24 protein-coding genes and 2 pseudogenes are annotated in these 16,550 nt (G+C 31.3%); all 26 read left to right on the top strand.

The features are described from left to right. The first annotated feature begins 72 nt into the window (after positions 1-72). The 26 genes and pseudogenes from FS802_RS13160 to FS802_RS13045 all read left to right on the top strand — a co-directional run bounded on the left by FS802_RS13160 (position 73) and on the right by FS802_RS13045 (position 16,443). Positions 73-804, top strand: a complete 732-nt coding sequence (locus FS802_RS13160) for a PoNe immunity protein domain-containing protein (RefSeq protein ID WP_098653477.1) — start codon at positions 73-75, stop codon at positions 802-804. Between the two features lie 109 nt (positions 805-913). Next, positions 914-1,135, top strand: coding sequence for a polymorphic toxin type 15 domain-containing protein (locus tag FS802_RS32050; protein ID WP_080117919.1), 222 nt, complete (start codon positions 914-916; stop codon positions 1,133-1,135). 584 nt (positions 1,136-1,719) lie between these two features. Further along, a complete protein-coding gene (locus FS802_RS13150) occupies positions 1,720-2,727 on the top strand; it encodes a DUF7018 domain-containing (lipo)protein (RefSeq protein ID WP_098069158.1) in 1,008 nt (335 codons plus the stop codon). Between the two features lie 441 nt (positions 2,728-3,168). Then, positions 3,169-3,684, top strand: a complete 516-nt coding sequence (locus FS802_RS13145; protein WP_002203549.1) for a SecY-interacting protein Syd — start codon at positions 3,169-3,171, stop codon at positions 3,682-3,684. A gap of 400 nt (positions 3,685-4,084) precedes the next feature. Then, on the top strand, positions 4,085-4,555 hold the full coding sequence (locus FS802_RS13140) for a DUF6985 domain-containing protein (protein WP_000700046.1): 471 nt from the start codon (positions 4,085-4,087) through the stop codon (positions 4,553-4,555). A gap of 226 nt (positions 4,556-4,781) precedes the next feature. Further along, positions 4,782-4,931, top strand: coding sequence for a hypothetical protein (locus tag FS802_RS31045; protein WP_002203548.1), 150 nt, complete (start codon positions 4,782-4,784; stop codon positions 4,929-4,931). 157 nt (positions 4,932-5,088) lie between these two features. After that, positions 5,089-5,481: an immunity 22 family protein gene (locus FS802_RS13135; RefSeq protein WP_000660888.1), complete on the top strand. Its 393-nt coding sequence runs from the start codon at positions 5,089-5,091 to the stop codon at positions 5,479-5,481. A gap of 285 nt (positions 5,482-5,766) precedes the next feature. After that, positions 5,767-6,216, top strand: coding sequence for a hypothetical protein (locus tag FS802_RS13130; RefSeq protein WP_000585091.1), 450 nt, complete (start codon positions 5,767-5,769; stop codon positions 6,214-6,216). Positions 6,217-6,340: 124 nt separating this feature from the next. After that, positions 6,341-7,486, top strand: a complete 1,146-nt coding sequence (locus FS802_RS13125; RefSeq protein ID WP_001179665.1) for a suppressor of fused domain protein — start codon at positions 6,341-6,343, stop codon at positions 7,484-7,486. A gap of 204 nt (positions 7,487-7,690) precedes the next feature. Beyond that, positions 7,691-7,783, top strand: a pseudogene (locus tag FS802_RS31535) (deaminase domain-containing protein); the annotation flags it as partial. Positions 7,784-7,798: 15 nt separating this feature from the next. Next, positions 7,799-8,155 carry an Imm3 family immunity protein gene (locus FS802_RS13115; protein WP_000390490.1) on the top strand — a complete coding sequence of 119 codons (357 nt, stop codon included), beginning with the start codon at positions 7,799-7,801 and terminating at the stop codon, positions 8,153-8,155. 514 nt (positions 8,156-8,669) lie between these two features. Then, on the top strand, positions 8,670-8,819 hold the full coding sequence (locus FS802_RS31530; protein ID WP_240515198.1) for a hypothetical protein: 150 nt from the start codon (positions 8,670-8,672) through the stop codon (positions 8,817-8,819). 151 nt (positions 8,820-8,970) lie between these two features. Further along, on the top strand, positions 8,971-9,387 hold the full coding sequence (locus FS802_RS13105) for a tetratricopeptide repeat protein (protein WP_000422370.1): 417 nt from the start codon (positions 8,971-8,973) through the stop codon (positions 9,385-9,387). A gap of 11 nt (positions 9,388-9,398) precedes the next feature. Then, a complete protein-coding gene (locus tag FS802_RS13100; protein WP_000996346.1) occupies positions 9,399-9,821 on the top strand; it encodes a hypothetical protein in 423 nt (140 codons plus the stop codon). Further along, positions 9,822-9,947 (top strand): DNA/RNA non-specific endonuclease, encoded by a 126-nt coding sequence (locus tag FS802_RS31525; RefSeq protein WP_260989067.1) that lies wholly within the window; start codon positions 9,822-9,824, stop codon positions 9,945-9,947. It abuts the gene before it with no gap. Between the two features lie 181 nt (positions 9,948-10,128). Further along, positions 10,129-10,584 (top strand): immunity protein YezG family protein, encoded by a 456-nt coding sequence (locus FS802_RS13090; protein WP_000657434.1) that lies wholly within the window; start codon positions 10,129-10,131, stop codon positions 10,582-10,584. 153 nt (positions 10,585-10,737) lie between these two features. After that, positions 10,738-11,226: an SMI1/KNR4 family protein gene (locus tag FS802_RS13085; protein ID WP_098252017.1), complete on the top strand. Its 489-nt coding sequence runs from the start codon at positions 10,738-10,740 to the stop codon at positions 11,224-11,226. A 147-nt stretch (positions 11,227-11,373) separates the two neighbouring features. Beyond that, positions 11,374-11,601 (top strand): immunity protein Imm33 domain-containing protein, encoded by a 228-nt coding sequence (locus FS802_RS13080; protein WP_371410390.1) that lies wholly within the window; start codon positions 11,374-11,376, stop codon positions 11,599-11,601. 105 nt (positions 11,602-11,706) lie between these two features. After that, positions 11,707-12,102: an immunity 22 family protein gene (locus tag FS802_RS13075; RefSeq protein ID WP_000445625.1), complete on the top strand. Its 396-nt coding sequence runs from the start codon at positions 11,707-11,709 to the stop codon at positions 12,100-12,102. Between the two features lie 137 nt (positions 12,103-12,239). Further along, positions 12,240-12,656 carry a hypothetical protein gene (locus tag FS802_RS13070; protein WP_000332225.1) on the top strand — a complete coding sequence of 139 codons (417 nt, stop codon included), beginning with the start codon at positions 12,240-12,242 and terminating at the stop codon, positions 12,654-12,656. A gap of 307 nt (positions 12,657-12,963) precedes the next feature. Beyond that, positions 12,964-13,620 (top strand): SMI1/KNR4 family protein, encoded by a 657-nt coding sequence (locus tag FS802_RS13065; RefSeq protein ID WP_000177836.1) that lies wholly within the window; start codon positions 12,964-12,966, stop codon positions 13,618-13,620. A 336-nt stretch (positions 13,621-13,956) separates the two neighbouring features. Next, a complete protein-coding gene (locus FS802_RS13060; protein ID WP_002096458.1) occupies positions 13,957-14,445 on the top strand; it encodes a hypothetical protein in 489 nt (162 codons plus the stop codon). A gap of 61 nt (positions 14,446-14,506) precedes the next feature. After that, positions 14,507-14,617: pseudogene (locus FS802_RS31880) on the top strand (cytoplasmic protein); the annotation flags it as partial. 120 nt (positions 14,618-14,737) lie between these two features. Then, entirely contained in the window at positions 14,738-15,391 is a 654-nt protein-coding gene (locus tag FS802_RS13055; protein WP_000609059.1) for an SMI1/KNR4 family protein, read from the top strand. Between the two features lie 72 nt (positions 15,392-15,463). Next, positions 15,464-15,931 carry a DUF2004 domain-containing protein gene (locus tag FS802_RS13050; RefSeq protein ID WP_000586127.1) on the top strand — a complete coding sequence of 156 codons (468 nt, stop codon included), beginning with the start codon at positions 15,464-15,466 and terminating at the stop codon, positions 15,929-15,931. 23 nt (positions 15,932-15,954) lie between these two features. Further along, positions 15,955-16,443, top strand: coding sequence for an SMI1/KNR4 family protein (locus FS802_RS13045; RefSeq protein ID WP_098251756.1), 489 nt, complete (start codon positions 15,955-15,957; stop codon positions 16,441-16,443). The last annotated feature ends 107 nt before the right edge of the window (positions 16,444-16,550 follow it).

Raw genomic sequence — 16,550 nt, 5'->3', positions numbered from 1 at the left:
AAACGAACTCGTACAAACTCGTAAGTTTTAACGTAATAGTTGTTACCACATATAAAAGGTGGAAGAGAACTTATGCTAAGGGATAAAATCAAAAATGATATATATTTTAACGAATTTATCGATTATGAGGAAAAGAGAATAGAAAAGTTTTTAATATTGGTTGAAAAGGTTATTGGGGAAAGAGGCAAAGGTGATAAAGGTGTAAAGAATGGATATATAGCGTTACAAGGATATCATTTTAATAAATTAAGGGCAATGTACTCTGCGGGTTGTTCTATTCAAACTATTTGTGATTTTTTACCTGAAGTAATAAATATAATGGAAAAAGTGTGGAATAAAGAAAGTGGATATATACGTATGTTATGGATGATATCTATAGCAGTAATGCTAAATGTTGAAGATAAAGAATTTAATAGGCTAATAGCGATGGTAAGGAAAGAAGGATTAAATGATTATTTGATTAATTATTTTATTGCTTTTAGAAATGGTGAGCCATCAGATTTTTATGAGCAAAGTGAGTTTTATGTAAAAGATCCATATTTAAAATTAAAAGAAGTAATTGAGAGTAATAAAATTTCACAAGAGAATGCTAAAAAAAATTTAGAGAAATATATAAAGGAATATTGGTATAAGGGACATTCAGAAGAAGCATGGTATGATGCACATGAAAATAAACATGACATTTATAGTGGTTACTGGAGTTTTGAAAGTGGAGCAATCGCTAAAATTTTAAAATTAGATGACTCAACCTTGAAAGATAGTTCATATTACCCTTATGATATGGTGCATTGCCAAGAAAAATAAATGTTAGAATCCACAGTGATAAAATTTTATACTGTGGATTTTTTTAATTTGTGTTTAAGTACCTACTAAGGATACGTGTGAAGGAAAGGACCTAGATAACGTTCCGCGAATTGATGAAATTGAAGTAGACTTTAATTACGTAACTAAATTCGATTCAGAAGAATTTGCAAGACAGTTAAAGGATCAAGAAAAAGGTATGAATGCATTAACCGTATATGAGTATCAGCAAAATCGGAAGCGATTTATTGATGAATGTAGAGCAATAGAAGGAAATGCAGCACAAAAAGCAGCAGGAGAAAGAGCATTAAGAGATAAATTGAATAAGGATTAACACTTAAAGAAGTGAATGAATGAAAACTCAAGCGGTCTTATATAATCCAGGTCAAGTCGCTGAGGAGATTCAGTATTTATGTTCTCAATGGAGGATTGAATAAATGTACTAGATGAACAAATTTGAAAAATATCTTCGAACGTGAATGAAGAGCAATTGAAGGAATTTGAAATGATATCGGAGGTTTCTAAATTTGGAAGATAAAATATTAAATGAAGAATACGTTATGAATAATGGCAAGAAGTTTGGAGAGGATTTATCCTTTTTATGTTGTTTATTTGATGAGAACGCACAATATTTGGAAGTCTAAGTTCAAGCCCATCGACTTAAGATTTTTATAACAACCCATTCTAAAAATCTCATGTATTTTTGAAAGAAAACGACTTATATTGTTGTTTTGGGATGAGTAAGGATAAATTTGGAACAAAGGTATATAAAGGGGGATTCTCTACAACCGTAATACATGTTATCATATTATTAAAATCCCTAAAATTTCCTTTAAGAACAAAATGAGCTTATATTTATTTAATGTTATAGTTCCATATGTTCGTCAATTACAAAACTTTTAAATAGGAGTATACATAATGAAAGCAAAGAAACTCGTAATGTTAGCAATTCCAGTTATGTTATTAGTAGGTTGTGGGACAGATAAAGTAGATTCAAAAGAGAAGGATAAAGTAGAGTCTAAAGCAGAAACAAAAGAGAAGTTATCGAAAGACATTTATCCAGTGCGTATGACTAGCTTATCATCTGAGTTAATGGGGAAAATCACGAATATAGTAGAAGTGGCAATGAATAAAGAAAAGGATGAGAAAACTTTAAAGAAAGAAGTCCTAAAACAAGAATCTGAGTTACAAACAATCATTGCTAAGTTTGATAAGATTGAACCACCAAAAGAGTATGCAAAATCACATAAAGATTTACTAAAAGCAGTTGATTGTTATAGTAAAGCTTACTCAAAACAAGCTAAGTATTTTAAAGCAAATGAGAAGGATATAGACCCTGATAAGAAACAGGAAATCACAGAGTTAATCGAACGAGGTAATAAGTATTGGATATCAGGATTCCAACCTGTCCAAGACGAAACATCTAGAGTAGGCGCTGTGAATGCAAATAAAGCTGTAAAGGATAAGCAGAGTGCATTGGGGGATACAGACTCTGACACGATAAAAAGAACAGATGATGCCCCTAAGTCAAACGATGTATCTAATTTAGAAGAAGTTACGAAGTATAAGCAAGACATTATAGACAGTTCGAATGCAATTGCAGATACAATGCACTTAATTGAAGGAATAGCAGGTTCAGACATCAAGGCTTATGTACAGAAGAAAAGTGAAATCCAACTAAGTGTAGGTGGAGCAAAAGCAAATGCTAAGAAACTAAAGGAATTAAAAGCACCTTCAGGATTTGAGGGAGAACAAAACGAGATAAAACAATCCATGCAATATTATGAAGATGCTTTCCAACTTCTATTTGATGCAATAGAGCAAGAAGACCAAGCTAAACTTCATGAGTCAATGGGTAAGACACATATAGGTGCAAAGATATTTGATGAAGCAACAAAGGGTATTGCAGATAAATCAAAACAATAAAGGGAATATGTAAATAAAACGTAAATTGTTATCTTTAGTTGTTCCAATCATGTCATTGTCAGGAGTAGCTTGTTCTAGCAAAGACATTGCAGAAGAAAAGAAGACTGATAGTTTGCAAGTAGCTGTAGATTATCAACTACCCCCACTGAGATGAAACATTTCAGTGGGGGCTTGAGTTAGGACGCTAGGTCTTTTCGTCTATCGCTAGGAAGTTTGACGCTCTAGCATTCATGCCACCTTATGGTAACGCCCCAAGTATGTTTTTGGTTGGTACTAGAAACGAACAATCGTTTCGAAAAACGGCAGTCCTGTTGTGATAATATCAAGTGATAAACCCGATTTAAATGGGATTCCTCCTCAACCAAGACTTTGGGGAAATGACCAAAAATATGCTGAACTATTAGAAAAGTAAGGGTGATTATTTTGGTAATGAAGGATGCTATGAGCAAATATTTTAATTTAAGAAAAGAATATTTTGATAAAGGGTTAGATTTTTTATTTAAAACGCCATATAACGAAGAAGTGGATTCATTTATATATATAGGTGAAATGGATGATGAAGAAGAAATTTCATGGAAACCTATTGAAAAAAATAATAAGAATGATTTAACGACGATTGAGGAAAAATTTGAAATTAAATTGCACACTTCAATTGATGATTATTTTAATTCTTATTGGTTTGCTGATTTAGATGGATTTATTGGTAATCATTATATTAGGCTAGAACCTGTATTACCAAATATTGAATTGGATTCCTTCGAAAGTAATTTAGAAGGGTATAAAAACAATCATAATAAGGTTGATAAGACTCCGATAGGTGTAGAGGGGAACGGTTTGATAGTTGTGTTACATAATGTAAGTGGTAAGGTTGAATTGGAGAATTTTGAACGAGGTTCGTTTAAAGCGATTTCGGATAGTCTAGATGAGTTAATTTCTAATTTAAAGTTACAAAAATAATATACTAAGAACATTTATATGAAAAAATGTCTGATATGAAGTGTAGACCGAGTGTTAGATACAATTGGACTGCAGTATTTTATAGAAAGATATGATTAAGATCAAGCTAAGACCTACAAAATTTATGCTATTTAAAAAACATATGAAATTAATGCACTTGATTGTCTACTTAAGGCAACAAGTGCTTTTTTTATTAGTGCATGCAATGCTATAAAATTATTTTATATGAATTCAAGTTAACAAAATTTGCTAATATTATATAATTGAAAATATATTAGCAAAAGACATGGAAAATACCCCATTCTTCATAAAAGATCAAGAAACATTACTTAATGGAAGTACACGTAAATAGGGTGGAACGAACTTCGGGAGAAAGAGTAAACAATAAAGGAGATATGTAATGAAAATAAATGATGCCGATTTTGGCGAACTTGAGTTTAATAATTATGATTGGATTGGATATAAAAACATTGATTTTTTTGGGAACGAAGTTAAGGTGACGTTAATAGTTAGGGGAGAAGATGATGGTCATTTTGAGAAAGAACAATATACGGCATATAACTTTTTAATAGAAAGATGGCTACAATTACAACAAAGTATTTTAGAGTCTATATTAGATTATTATAAACAAAAAAGAGATGAACTTGGTTACGATGTTGAGCCTAACGAAAGTTATCCTTTAATAGAAACAGCTACTCAAGTTCTTGAAAAAATAACCTTAGTTGGAATTTTTATTCCGGATAATGATCTTATCGATTTTCTTGATATTGGACTTACATTTGACTGTACGTGGGATATGGAAAATGGATTAGGTCTTTGTCTTATGAAAGGTGAAGTAACAGAGGTAGGTTATCAGGATGTTGTACTTTAAATTTTGAAGCCTATTTTTATAGAGACAATAATATTGTTTAATTATTCATTCGTAATATATGAGCTGCAGCTTTAAAAGTAAAATCACCAAAAGAAGTAACAGTTAAGGTTGATGTAATATACTTTGGGAATGATATGAGTCTATACAAATTTATAGTTACTTACAATATAGATGGTAAGCCAGGTAATGCAAAATTAAAAATTTTATAAAAGAAGGGAAATGTAGTATGAAAGAGTTTGAAGATAGATTTAGTGAATTGCAAGCTGATATGGTATCCATATGCATGGAATATGTTAAAGATAGAGCGGATAAAGTATATATTTACGCTTCATGTGAAGTTACCAACATAGGAGCTAGTAATATTAATACAAAATAACTAGGAGGATTCAAATGATAGAACTGAATTTTTAACTATAGGCAAAAAGTATGTATTAAATGACGATCCTATTACTAATAATGATGAGAAGAAAGTTTAATAAATAGTTTGTAGATTTATGTATAAAAGAATGTGTGAATAGAAAGGTAGTAGAATTATGAAAGAGAAAGTATCCATATGGGTTGGAAATTTTGAGAGTAAGGATGAATTTTTGAATTATACAAATAATGAATATACAGAAGATGGAAATAGTATATCTTCTAATTTCGAAAAGGACTTTAATTTGATTTATTATGATCGTGATTTAGTTGAAAAGGAATGGGTTAGTCGATCAAAAAATAATATAAAGGATTTATTGAAAGGTTTTTCTTACGTTGATCAATTTATTCAACGATTTAAGTATACAAACTGTGAAAAGAAATTTAACGCAGCCATTTTAATTTACAATATGGAATACAATGCTAAGCAAAGAAAGGTTAAATATAAAAGTAACGAATTAGAATTTGTTGGAATTTATCAATATAGTATACCTATTGATGATAGATGGTAAATTTAAAGTTGGCTATAATTATGAGTATCTTCCAGAGGTAAATTCGTATGAAGGACAATATGGGAATATACAATTTAACCTCATACCTAAATCTAATTTCAAAAAGAAATATTTGGACATTCATGAAGGGAAGAAAGTTTGAGTACAGTGGATTGTACTAGTACTGGATTGAGCATATTAAAACTTATAGTAGATTAATACAAATTCATATTAGTTTAATAATCAATGTAAAAAGATGATGTAATACATATACTATTAGAATGAAAGCATTAGGAGAGGAAATTTATGATAATAATGAATAATTACTCCAAGGTAGGAACATATATCATGTTAGAAACTAGCGGATATTCAATAGTCGAAAAGAACAAGGTAGAGTTGGTTAGACAAGGTGTTGGAGGATTTAGTGAAGATGGGCAGGTAGTTGGTATATATATTAAAAATAACAAATTATATTTTTTCTATAATGGACTTTCATTTGAAACATCGATAGGCAATTTCATTTGTGTAAATAGGTATATTTCCAAATATGAAAGATGTTTTAGTGTAACAATAGCAGGCCGAAATATCTGCCATATAGTTTACGAGCCTTTTATTGATCCAGGAATGATCTATTATGATGCAGATCCTGAAGAGTTTGATGTGTTACTATACTTAAGTAAATTATTGAAGAACGAGGATTCTATTAAGAGATTTTTGTACGGAATGGAAATGCTAAAAGAGCAGCATAAAGAATAGTGTTTTGGGTGTGGATACAATGAACTTTAAAATGTAGTACCATTACGAGTTAATTTGAATAACGCTATAAGAAAATTATCGGCATCTTTACGGAGAAAAAAGAAGTTGAGATAAGGGGATTAATATGCAAAATATTCAACTAGCTAAAGAAATTCGTACAGCCATTAAGCAAAATAATGTTAAAGGTGTAGTTGAGTTAATTGGTTCAGATACTGAGCTCTTGAATATGTCGATGAGACCGTTTGGAACTTTTCTTCATGTTGCAGCCACACATGGAAAGCTTGAAATAGTCAAGCGACTTATAGAATTAGGTGCTGATATAAATAAGCGCGGTGATGTATATGGTGGTGGGGCACTTAACCAAGCGGCTTCAAAAGGACAGTTTGAAATTGTTAGGTATCTATTGACTTGTGGAGCTGAAATGGATACGAGTGAACCGGAAAGGAATCCTTTGTTTGGTGCTATTCAGGGTGGATATATAGATATTGTAAAACTTCTGATTGAAAATGGAATTGACATTCACGTTAAGTACACGGGAGAATATATGAAAAATATGAATGCGTTAGCATTTGCACATGAACAAGGGCAAATAGAAATAGCGAATTTATTGGATGCTACTAAAAGAGGTGCATATAAAGATACTGGGGAAAATGAAAAAACTGAGATTTTAGATTATATAACAGAACAATTCGGCCCCATTGAGGATACTATCAGTGAAATCATACCCGGTAGTAAGGTATCAATTGATATTCAAATTATATTGCCATCAAAAAAACATGATTTTATAACTCTTGTGACTACTGGGATGAGTGATTTTGCAATGGATGATTCGGAAGACAGTAAGGGATTTAAGTATGCTGAATTAGTATTAAAGTTGCCTGCAAATTGGCCAATAAACAAAACAGAATTGACGAACAAAGATAATTATTGGCCTTTGAAGTGGGTGAGAATGGCTGCTCACATACCTCATAAATATGATGGTTGGTTAGAGGAAGGGGTCATTCTTCCAAATGGAGAACCTCCAATGCCATTTGCTTCTAATACAGAATTATCATGTATTTTAATCGGTAGATCTAAAGAGGTAAGAAGTTTTGTAGATTCAGAAAATAGAATGATTAATTTTTATACTTTAATACCTATTTATACAGAAGAAAGAATCAAAGCTTTACAAAAAGGACATGAATATTTAATAGGAAAATTTGATGAATGTGGTGTTTCAGATGTACTTGATATTAAAAGAGAAAACATTGGATTAAAAGAACAAGACTAGAGGTATTACATTTACTTGTTATAATATGTTTGATACGTAAGAATATTATGCCAGTATCCATTGACCATGGATGCTGGTTTTTTAACAGATATAAAAAATTGTAAGATTGAGTATATGTTTTTGAATGAAATTGCTTTAAAACTGGGGTATGCTGTAAATATTACTGGTAAAATTATATCATTTAGATAACCAGATACGTGTGATAGTTGTAGCAAAGTAATAGCTGAATTTGCTAATACATATAAGAATATTGAATTGGAAGTTATTCGCAATAACGATGAAAGACTTAAACTATAAAAGAGGAGTGATATCATGGAAGACTGGGAATATAATGAAATATTTGAGGTGATTAACGAAGACTATAATGATTATTTAAAATTAAATAGGGGACATGATTATGCAATAGCAAGAACTGTTAATGAATATATAAATGTTGGAAAGGTAGAAGACTTTATTGTTGATACTGCTGTAGGTGAAATATTGTTATCCAAAAATAAGGTCTTTATTGGGTATGTCGAAGGGATAACAAAGAGATTAAGTATGTTTAAAGATTTAGATGTTACAAACGAACTGACACATGAAGAAATAGCAGACTTGACTAATAGGGTAGAGAAAGTACTAGATGGTCTTAGTAAGGTTGAGATAGATTATAACCTTTATTTCGAGTAGTTATTTGCGAAATTGAACAAGAATATTTTTAAATTATGAATTAATGATGTGCTTTTTATGGATATTTACTTTGGACAACATGAAAGATGATATGCTGAAATTCAGAGCCCATGAAGGTAGTACCATCATGGAGTACAATGTGCGATGATAGAATAGAAAACAAAGTACGAGCTTAGGCAAAATGAAATTTTACATAGTGGTGAATATAAACACATGGAATGGGCATGAAACCAATAAACCCATAAGTTTTTACGTAGTAGTTGTCAATACATATAAAAGGTGCCATAGTACTCTAAAACTTACAAAATTAATGCTATTTAAAAGAGATGAACTTTGAGTACTTGATTGTCAGCTAAAGACAACAAGTGCTTTTTATTTTAAGATTACAACATAGGGTACGGGTAATGTACCTAAAGGCTATTATCAATCAAGATGCAAATGGAAAATGGCATCGACCTGTTGGGGAATACGCCTGGGAAAGGCTCCAATACGGGGAGAGAAGTAAACGGAAAGAATGGGAAATTCAATTTCATCGAAAATCCGTACAAAACGTGATGGTGAAATAGAATTTATGGCAAGTGATAATAAATGGTATCCTCTAGATCAAGCAGATATGACTCATTTAACTGATGTAGTTTTATGGTGGAATAGTACATACAGGTAGACATTATGGAGCGAAGTCCCCAGCGGTTAGAGAATGGATGTTAGACTCCAATAATTATGTATTAGATCATGATAGTTTAAATCGATGCGCAGGTACAAAGTTAAATGAAAACTACTTGCCAACAAATAAATAATTATTGGGAGGATTTATATTGGAACTCAACGATCAAGTGTATGACCGAATTGTGAGATTATGTAACAAAGGAGATGCTTTTGTTGAAAAAGGAAAAGATGATAAAGCAATAGAGAGCTATATAGCTGCTCTGGATTTGGTTCCGTTACCGAAGACCGATTGGGAAACAAGTACATGGATTTATACAGCATTAGGAGATACTTATTTTTTAAATTGTGAGTATGAGAAAGCAAAAAGTAATTTATATAATGCACGAAACTGTCCGGATGGTATTTCAAATCCATTTATTTTACTGAGGCTTGGAGAGAGTTTATTCGAGTGTGGGGAGCTTGATAAAGCTAAGGAGTATCTGTTAAGAGCTTACATTTTAGAAGGCTATAAACTCTTTTTTAATGAGGATGATAAGTATTTTGAATTGATTAAGGATATGATTTGAGGAGGATAAATATGGCCATTTTACAATCACCTATAAAAGAAGAATTCGAAAGTCTTTTGGAAAAAAGCAATGAACAATTTAATAATGGTAACTATAATCATTCTATTGTGTTATTAGAAGAGGCATGGGATATAATACCTGACCCTAAAGGTATTTATTGTGAAGAGAGTTACCATTTAGTTAAGGATATTATCTCCACTTGTTTTATGCTAAATGATTTAAAAAAAGCAAAAGAGTGGGCAGATAAAATATTTTTAACTGGATTTGCACGTATAGATTCCGGTGATAAGGAATTTATTGCAGGAAAAGTTTCTTTTGAATTAGGTGATTTAGAAACCGCAAAAGAATTTTTTAGTATTGCCAATAAAAAATCAGAAGGTAGATGTTTTGGGAATCCGAAGAATACTAAGTATCTTAAATTATTAAAAAGTTAAATGTTTAGCTGCGTAAAAGGGCAAGATCATGCAGGACATTTGGCAGGTGATAGATTTGAAGGTTCACCTGAAATTGAAAGTTTAGTTTCGCAATTAACTGATGTGAATTTGAAGAAATATGAATAAGTTGAAAATAAATGAGCTGCAGCTTTAAAAGAAAAACCACCAAAAGAAGTAACAGTTAAGATGGATATTATATACTTTGGAAATGATAAGAATCCAGACAAATTTATAGTTACTTACACTATAAAAAAGGTAAGCCAGGTAATGCAAAATTTAAAATTTTATAAAAGGAGTGTAATGTAGTATGAAAGAGTTTGAAGATAGATTTAGTGAATTGCAAGCTGATATGATATCCATATGTATGGAATATGTTGAAGATAGAGCTGATAAAGTATATGTGTACGCTTCATGTGAAGAAGATATGATTTCTAGTAGTTTCTTTTATTTCATTAACAATAAGTATGTAGAGTGTCACAAGGTTAATGATGCATTGGAAAATGGAGAAAAAAGATATGATGTATCTCCAGAACAAATGTTTCGGGTTCTGCAAATTATAAGTGAAGATATCGAAGGAATTGAAATGTTATGCAAAGAATACGAAAAAGATATGCCAACTGAGATGAAATTAATATACGATGCTAAGAGTGGTAAGTTTAAAGCTGAATATGAGTATGATTTAATCCATACAAGTGATGATATAAAAACGGCGGATGATTTTGCTGATGAGTGGTTTGAGGAAGTGAAAAATAATAACCTTTAAAAAATCAAAATTAATAGATATATTTAAATTGAATTAATAACTCATGAAAGTTTGAGCATTCATTTGTAGAATAGCGATAATACCAAATTCCAGATAAAGTGCAATTGGTATCAACCACTTAGATGAAAATAAATTATGGGGAGATGGTATTAGATGAGTCATATAGAATGGGATAATCCAGATAAACTTGTTAGTCGGCATTATGTGCTAGAGGTAGCCCGAAAAATGGGCGTTCATTTTCCACAAGATTATATTGAATGTGTACTTGAAAATAATGGTGCAAGTGCAGAACCCGAAGCTTTTGATGTAAACGAAGTAGAGCGGGTATTTGGCTCGTTACTTTCTTATGATGAAAAACGCATAGAGAATATATTAAAGATTTATGAAAAATATAAAGGAACAATTCCTAATCAGGTTATTCCTTTTGCAATTGATCCTTCAGGAAATTTGATCTGTTTTGATTATAAAAATCATGAAGAAAATCCAATTGTCATCTATTGGGAGCATGAAGGCGCATGGGAGAAAAAAGTGTTAATAAAAAGTGAAGGGATTACAACAGAAGAAGCAGAGAAAGTTGCAAGGGAAAATGTATTTTTTGTTGCTAATACGTTCACAGAGCTCTTAAGTAAATTACATGATTAATAGAAAGTTAAAATGAAAGGGTTATTTCATAATTAATTAGAGGAATGGGGAAAAATGAATCAAAAAAACCTATTAAATTATTAAAAAACTGGTGCCTGTATTGTTTCAAAAAATATAATTAATAAAACAGGAAAATTGAAACGGATATTGAGAGGAAATTTAATAGAAGCAGCAGATGATGGTTGGAAATTATTTCCGAAAATTGATGATGATTATATTAATAATTCTGAAAATTTAGCGTTGTGTGATTTTAATGCCGTAGCAAATATTGAACTGGCCATTCTGGGAATATACGAGCTACCAATAGGTAGTGATTTACAATTAGTTTCTGAAAATGGAAAAATAAGATTTATTAATAATTTAACTGGTGAATAATTGAAATATTTAAAAAGAATTTAAGAAGCTGATTACACTATATCTGAAACAGTGTGCCTAATTTATTACTATTAGAACATAGAAAAATTGGAAAGGAGGATTAATATGGAAAGTCCAGGAGTTGTTTCTCTTTGGTTTGGAAATTGTACTAGCAAAATGGTGTTAAGAAAGTATGTAGAAATAAAATATGATAATGAGGGGAACAGAATTCCTTCGTGTTTTATGACTGATTTTCAAATAGATTTCATTGAGTATAACCAAGACTTATTAGAATGTACATATAATGAACATGTTACATCGTCTTTGTCTGAATTACTACAGAATGCTTCGTATTCTGAATTAATTATAAGTGAACTTATAGACTTTTATGGTGAAAATTTAGAAGAACAATACAATACTGTCATTAGGTTATATGATTTTGAGTATGAAGAACTTGTTGAAGAAGCAAAACTGGATAGTAGGAACTTTAAGTATATAGGATCGGTAATTTATGAAGATTAGAAATTTAATGTAATGACCACGTATATATATTACACCGGATTAAATGTATTAAAGTATTTTTTGAAGTAAAGAAAAGCCTTTCTTTTCAAAAGACAAAAGGTGCTTTTTTACATAGGTAATTTTGGAGGTAGATAGGAATGGCTTATGTAACAGGTGAAAAAGGTATCTTTATACAAAAATTAATGGATAAGAGTAATGAAGAGTTTGATAAAGGGAATTTAGAAGAGTCTGTTTTTTTATTGGAGCGAGCATGGGGAGAGCTTCCAAATGATAAAATAACTTATGATGAAAGTTTTTTAATAATATGGGGTATTTTAGATATCTCGATTTTATTAAGTGATGTTGAACGGATGAAAAAATGGATTGATAAAATATTTGTCGCAGATCCTGAAAGAGGAGATACAGGCGAACGAGAATTTTGGGCTGGCAAGGTGGCTTATGAAGTAGGAGATTTCTCTAAAGCTAGAGGGTATTTAGAGATAGCTAATAAGAAATCTAGAGGTAGATGTTTTAGTACAGAGGATGGAGATTATTTGATTTTTTTAAAGAGTTAATGAAATAATCTCCAATCAACTAAATTGAAGGATTTTAAAATGATATCGGGAGTTTCTAAGTTAGGAAGATGAAATATTAAAGGAGGTTTCACAGATCTTATAAACAATTTATTTATACCCTCGGCATAGTAGTCCTGCAAATACATATTCGGATATAAATCACTTTATTTTTACTGTATATACAGAATCTTCATATGAGGTAAAGAAAAAATAACAATATCTATTATTAATATTCTTGGCTTAGTTTGTTAGTAAACAACCAGATACAAAAGAATACATATAAAGTATGAATAGGGATGTAGTAAAAATGACAATGATACAATTTAATTCTTATCATCAAAAAGTAGAGATAAAGAGAAATTTAGAACTTATTAACTTAGAACATAAAAAAATTAGAGAGTATGTAAATTTTGATGTGTGTTCTTTTGAGCAATTAGATGAATTTCAAGTAGGATACAGTATTGACACCGATGGAAACTCCCTTGTAACCGATGAGGAAGATACTTGGGACGCAAATTGGATTGTTATTGCATATGAAACGATGTGTGGAGATCCAATTATTATTGATTTAAGTGAGGAAAGATACCCTATTTCTTCCATCATGCACGGAATGGACAGTTGGAGTGGTGGCGATTTTCTTGCAGATTCCATGGACTCATTTATTAATTTTATGAAAGATATAGGTGATTTTCTTACTGAGAAACAAGTGTTAGAAGGTAAAAGAATGATACAAACTAAAGAATTGGAAATATTGCTAAATGAGTTTTTGGAAAGAAATAAATTTACTGATTTTGAAATATGGCACTCTTTATTAAGTCCATTATTTGATATTGCAGAAGAATATGAGCAAACAATGGAGATAAAAGTAAAAAAGATGAAGGAAGAAGGAAAGAAAATAACGGAGATTGCTCACATGCTTAATATAAAACCTAAAGAAGTGTATGAGTATATTAAAAAAGTTTAATAGAAACTCTTCACTTTTAAGAGAATAATCAAGCACGGTGAATGGAGCAATACAGGCAGAAAATGCTCGAATTTTTATAAAGCCGAAACAAAAAATCTGCTGAAGAAGAATCCATTTTGATCAATCTTTTTTTCAAAATGGATTCTTTTTATTTATTGTAAAACCTAGGATTAAGAGTTGTTTTTGATTAGACTTTAGGGTATTGGGGTTTCGAGGCAGCTCTGCATGAGCAAAGATACTTACAAAAAATCAATGAAATTCAAATGAATATCCATAAGTGAATACAGTATGGAGAATGGGACTGAAGGACGAAGGACGCGAAAGGTGGCTACTGGGATGAAGTATGGTGAAAATACTAAGTTAGTTGAGGAAGTTATCGAGTATATACAAAAAAGAAGCTTATTTGATAGGAATGATATAAAGTTACATGAATTATTACATGACATTGAAATGATTCATGATTTTGATAAAGCACAGGAATTGGCTTGGTCTCAAGATTTGGATGTTACCCAAATCGTTTGGGATGATATGAAATCGGATGAAAGTGCAAAATTATTAGAAGGAACTTATAACCCTAATATGGAATCAAAAAAAGAGATGTTATATGAAGTTTTTTCTGATAACTATAATTATTATCAGGCGTTTATTTCTATTGATCATATAAATATTCTTGAAGAAGTAGAAAGAGACCTTGAGATGTGTGCACTAAATCGTTTAGTAAATGGAAAAGTGGATAATTTTTATCCCGCATTAACGGGCAGTAAGACCGCCACCTCAAAATTCAGCGAGAGCAAAGAAGTTAGGTGGGGGATCAACTGCCCGTAAAAGCCCGATTGGTTCAACTAATAATCAGTGGGGATGAACAAAACCCCCACTGATTAAAGTTTCACTTTATGAAAAGGTATTTGAGGTGTATAAAATGGGAGGATGGCCTTGTGGATGGAAAGGTGAGTACATGAAAGGGAAAATGATGGTCTACTTACCAAATGAAAAATGAAGGCTTACATACCGACATACTTTATAAATTTAATGAAATCTATAGTGAAATGATTATAGAGAGATGGCAGGGAGTAATCGATACGTATAAATATCTTGATAGTTTAGGAGGGATTATTAAATGATTAATCTATTTAATATTTCAGATTTGATAGAAAAGTCAGCAGCGAGTGATATTGAAATTCAAGCAGTAGAAAATCGCATGAATGTTACATTACCTAATGTATATAAGGAATTATTGAGATGTACAAATGGCTTTTCAATCGGTGGTGGGTTACTTATTTATGGTACGGAGCATATTGGAGAAAGGAACGAGGTTTGGGAAGTAGATGAGTATGCGAGGGGGTATGTCACAATTGGTGATGACGGTGGCGGTAATGTATTTTTAATGGCTCAGTATGCAGAGGAAAAAGAGGTGGTAGTAATTGATTCTGGGGACATGAATCCAAACTATGCTACTGTAATTACCGCTGATTTTAAAAAATGGGTGAATAGTGGTTGTGTAAGTGAAATAGAACAGAAAACGATAAATAAGTCGTCTGATATATGTAATATAGTGTTAGTGAAAACTCCTAGTGAAGGTTTGAAAGATTTAATAAGAATAAAGAACGTATTAGGGCTTGAGATTTCCGCAATTGATTTGCTAAAGGGTTCAAAAAATCTTCCTTATATATTAGTAGAGAGATTTCCATACGGTAAGGCGAAAAAACTCATTGAAAAATTAGCAATTGATAGTACTATACTGAGTATAGAAACGACTGGAAAAAACAGTTAATATCAGAGGGTAACTTTCATACGAATAGAGAAATCGATATGAATCCAAGGGAGTAAATAGGGAGAGTTAAAAATGATTATAAATGATGTAGTTTTTGGTGAGATTGAGTATACATATGGATGGGTTAAGGACATTAACGTTGAATTTTGTGGAAAAGAAGTTGAAATAGCATTGATAGTGAAAGGTGAAGAAGACGGTAAGTTTGATGAAGGACAATATACTGCTTATAATTCATTGTTGCAAAATTGGGAACAATTGCAGCAAGTTTTTTTACAAGCGATTTTAGACTATTACAATCAAGAGCGTCAACAATTAGGATATGCTGTTGGATTTAATGAAAATTATCCGCATATCGAAACAATTGATCAATTACTTAAGAGGATCACATTAGTTGGAATTGTAGTCCCATATGGAGATATTCATGAAGAGAGAGATATTGGGATAACTTTCGATTGTACGTGGGATACAGAGAATGGACTCGGAATACGTCTACTAAATGAAAAAGTAACTGAAGTGGGGTATCAAGACGTTGCTATTTGAATTTTTATAGGAGGTAGAATTATATGGGAGATATAGAATGGAAGTATGCGGATGATTCAGTTACTGAAGAATTTATTAGAAAAATAGGGGGATTAATGGGAATCAAGTTTCCAAAAGACTATATTGATTGTGCAAAGGAAAATCATGGTGCTAATGTAATGCCATATTGTATGGATGTTGAAGGAATAGAAAGAGTCTTTGGTTCATTACTTTCATTTGATAAGGAGAGTAGTGATTATATTGTAAACGATTACTATAATTATCGTGCCACTTTGCCTAATTGTGTAGTTCCTTTTGGGGTTGATCCAGCAGGAAATTTAATTTGCTTTGATTATAAGGAACATGAAGAAAATCCAATTGTCGTCTTTTGGGAACATGAAGGTGCGTGGGAAAAAGAAGCGCTGATGAAAAGCGAAGGAATCACGGAGGAAGAAGCAGAGGAAGTAGCAAGAGAAAATCTGTTTTATATTGCTGCTGATTTTACTGAGTTTTTAAATAAATTATATGATTAATAGAGAATAAAAACCAAAAGATTATCTTATAAGTGTTTTTTCCCTTTCTAACAAAGTTAAGGAGGCAGTACTTTAGTTGTTGTAACAAGAGGGAAACTTATAAGTCA

The organism is Bacillus sp. DE0042, assembly GCF_007680225.1.
Classification (GTDB): domain Bacteria; phylum Bacillota; class Bacilli; order Bacillales; family Bacillaceae_G; genus Bacillus_A; species Bacillus_A wiedmannii.
The sequence above is the reverse complement of the archived record's forward strand: the minus strand, read 5'-3'. Positions and strand labels throughout refer to the sequence as shown.

Bases quoted from the DNA above. Each gene is read 5' to 3' on its own strand.
- FS802_RS13145 (WP_002203549.1), top strand. From the start codon at position 3,169: ATGAGCAAATATTTTAATTTAAGAAAAGAATATTTTGATAAAGGGTTA.
- FS802_RS13130 (WP_000585091.1), top strand. From the start codon at position 5,767: ATGATAATAATGAATAATTACTCCAAGGTAGGAACATATATCATGTTA.
- FS802_RS31045 (WP_002203548.1), top strand. From the start codon at position 4,782: ATGAAAGAGTTTGAAGATAGATTTAGTGAATTGCAAGCTGATATGGTA.
- FS802_RS13125 (WP_001179665.1), top strand. From the start codon at position 6,341: ATGCAAAATATTCAACTAGCTAAAGAAATTCGTACAGCCATTAAGCAA.
- FS802_RS13090 (WP_000657434.1), top strand. From the start codon at position 10,129: ATGAAAGAGTTTGAAGATAGATTTAGTGAATTGCAAGCTGATATGATA.
- FS802_RS31525 (WP_260989067.1), top strand. From the start codon at position 9,822: ATGTTTAGCTGCGTAAAAGGGCAAGATCATGCAGGACATTTGGCAGGT.
- FS802_RS13075 (WP_000445625.1), top strand. From the start codon at position 11,707: ATGGAAAGTCCAGGAGTTGTTTCTCTTTGGTTTGGAAATTGTACTAGC.
- FS802_RS13140 (WP_000700046.1), top strand. From the start codon at position 4,085: ATGAAAATAAATGATGCCGATTTTGGCGAACTTGAGTTTAATAATTAT.
- FS802_RS13045 (WP_098251756.1), top strand. From the start codon at position 15,955: ATGGGAGATATAGAATGGAAGTATGCGGATGATTCAGTTACTGAAGAA.
- FS802_RS13135 (WP_000660888.1), top strand. From the start codon at position 5,089: ATGAAAGAGAAAGTATCCATATGGGTTGGAAATTTTGAGAGTAAGGAT.
- FS802_RS13160 (WP_098653477.1), top strand. From the start codon at position 73: ATGCTAAGGGATAAAATCAAAAATGATATATATTTTAACGAATTTATC.
- FS802_RS13065 (WP_000177836.1), top strand. From the start codon at position 12,964: ATGACAATGATACAATTTAATTCTTATCATCAAAAAGTAGAGATAAAG.
- FS802_RS13060 (WP_002096458.1), top strand. From the start codon at position 13,957: ATGAAGTATGGTGAAAATACTAAGTTAGTTGAGGAAGTTATCGAGTAT.
- FS802_RS13085 (WP_098252017.1), top strand. From the start codon at position 10,738: ATGAGTCATATAGAATGGGATAATCCAGATAAACTTGTTAGTCGGCAT.
- FS802_RS13055 (WP_000609059.1), top strand. From the start codon at position 14,738: ATGATTAATCTATTTAATATTTCAGATTTGATAGAAAAGTCAGCAGCG.
- FS802_RS13050 (WP_000586127.1), top strand. From the start codon at position 15,464: ATGATTATAAATGATGTAGTTTTTGGTGAGATTGAGTATACATATGGA.
- FS802_RS13150 (WP_098069158.1), top strand. From the start codon at position 1,720: ATGAAAGCAAAGAAACTCGTAATGTTAGCAATTCCAGTTATGTTATTA.
- FS802_RS13070 (WP_000332225.1), top strand. From the start codon at position 12,240: ATGGCTTATGTAACAGGTGAAAAAGGTATCTTTATACAAAAATTAATG.
- FS802_RS13115 (WP_000390490.1), top strand. From the start codon at position 7,799: ATGGAAGACTGGGAATATAATGAAATATTTGAGGTGATTAACGAAGAC.
- FS802_RS31530 (WP_240515198.1), top strand. From the start codon at position 8,670: ATGGGAAATTCAATTTCATCGAAAATCCGTACAAAACGTGATGGTGAA.
- FS802_RS13100 (WP_000996346.1), top strand. From the start codon at position 9,399: ATGGCCATTTTACAATCACCTATAAAAGAAGAATTCGAAAGTCTTTTG.